The sequence below is a fragment of the Rhizobium sp. SVR5-9E genome (genome assembly GCF_056755095.1).
Genome location: NZ_JBNDHS010000207.1, coordinates 1 through 1,700 on the forward strand (window position 1 = coordinate 1; position 1,700 = coordinate 1,700).

Here is a 1,700-nt window from a genome sequence, read left to right on the forward strand (position 1 = left end):
TCTCATTGGTGCGCACATTATGGTCCCAAACGCCGATCTGCGACGCGTCGAGCGCGAGCTCGAGGCGCCTCAGGAGATCCTGGAATTCTTGCTCCGACCGGGTCGTTTTCGTCATAGGCAGTCGGTCTCAGCCTTAAAGCAGATGCGATGACTTATAGTACCGTCTCAAACCCACATTAACGAATATACTTTGGGACTATCGAATTGGTTATAGGGTGCCCAATTCCTTAACGCTTGCGTCTAATGATTGTGGCGCGGTGGAAATTTTGCAATCCCCCTAAATTCCGGTGCTCCCTCAAGAACCGCACCTTCAGAAAGCTGATTGACCGACCGGCGGTAGATACGCTGCCATGGTGTGGCGTCCGGCGGCACCGGTGGAATGCCATCCCCTTTCCGGCGTTCGATCTCGGCCACATCGACCAGCATGTCGCAACGGCCCTGATTGAAATCGATGCGGATGATATCACCGGTACGAAGCCACGCGAGACCCCCGCCGGCCGCGCTCTCCGGCGAGGCATTGAGGATCGAGGGGCTGTCCGCAGTCCCGGACTGTCGGCCATCGCCGATCGTCGGAAGGCTGCGGATACCGCGTTTCAGGAGACGATCCGGCGGCTGCATGTTCACGACCTCGGCTGATCCCGGCCAGCCGATCGGGCCTGCCCCGCGGATGACGAGGATAGTGTTCTCGTCGATGTCGAGCGCCGGATCGTTGATCCGCTTGTGGTAGTCCTCAGAGCCGTCGAACACGACCGCCTTGCCCTGGAATATGCCTTCGTGGCCGGGTTCTTGCAGGTAGCGCTTGCGAAAATCCTCCGAGACCACACTCATCTTCATGATCGCGAAATCGAAGAGATTGCCCTTGAGCACGAGGAAACCCGCCCGCTCCTTCAGTGGCTCGTTGAACGGCCGGATGACTTCGCGGTCGCGTGCCTCCCTGCCTTCCAGGTTCTCGGCCATCGTCCTGCCGGTCACCGTCCGACAGTTCCCGTCGAGCTTTCCGGCTTGCAGCAGTTCCCACATGATCGCCGGCGTGCCGCCCGCGCGATGATAGCGCTCGCCGAGATAGGCGCCGGCCGGTTGGACATTCGCAAGCAGCGGGATATCGAAGCCGTGGACCTGCCAGTCGTCGGGATGAAGCTCGACGCCGGCATGCTTTGCCATCGCCGCCAGATGCGGTTGCGCATTGGTGGAGCCGCCGATTGCCGAATTGGTGCGGATGGCGTTGAGGAAGGCTTCGCGCGTCAGGATATCCGACGGCTTCAGATCTTCGAAAACGATCTCGACGGCGCGTCGTCCGGTGCGATAGGCCATCTGGCCGCGCTCGCGATAGGCGGCGGGGATATTGCCGCAGCCTGTCAGCGACAGGCCGAGCGCCTCCGCAAGGGCGTTCATCGTCGACGCCGTGCCCATCGTATTGCAATGACCAACAGACGGTGCGGAATCGAGCGCCGTCTGCAGAAACTCCTCCTCGTCGATCTCGCCCGCCGCGAGCCTGCGCCGCGACCGCCAGATCGCCATGCCGGAGCCCGCCAGCTCGCCTTCATGCCAGCCGTCGAGCATCGGCCCGCCGGAAAGAACGATGGCCGGGATATCGACGGTCGAGGCGGCCATGATCGCCGAAGGCGTGGTCTTGTCGCAGCCGGTCGTTAGCACGACGCCATCGAGCGGATAGCCGTAGAGAATTTCGACAAGGCCGAGAT

Annotated in this window: 1 protein-coding gene; it reads right to left on the reverse strand. The window is 61.8% G+C overall.

The window, feature by feature from the left end; genetic code table 11:
- Window positions 1–240: 240 nt before the first annotated feature.
- Window positions 241–1,700, reverse strand: a 1,460-nt coding sequence (locus tag ACPYOJ_RS34385; protein WP_481420227.1) for an IlvD/Edd family dehydratase, incomplete at its 5' end; no start/stop codon positions are given.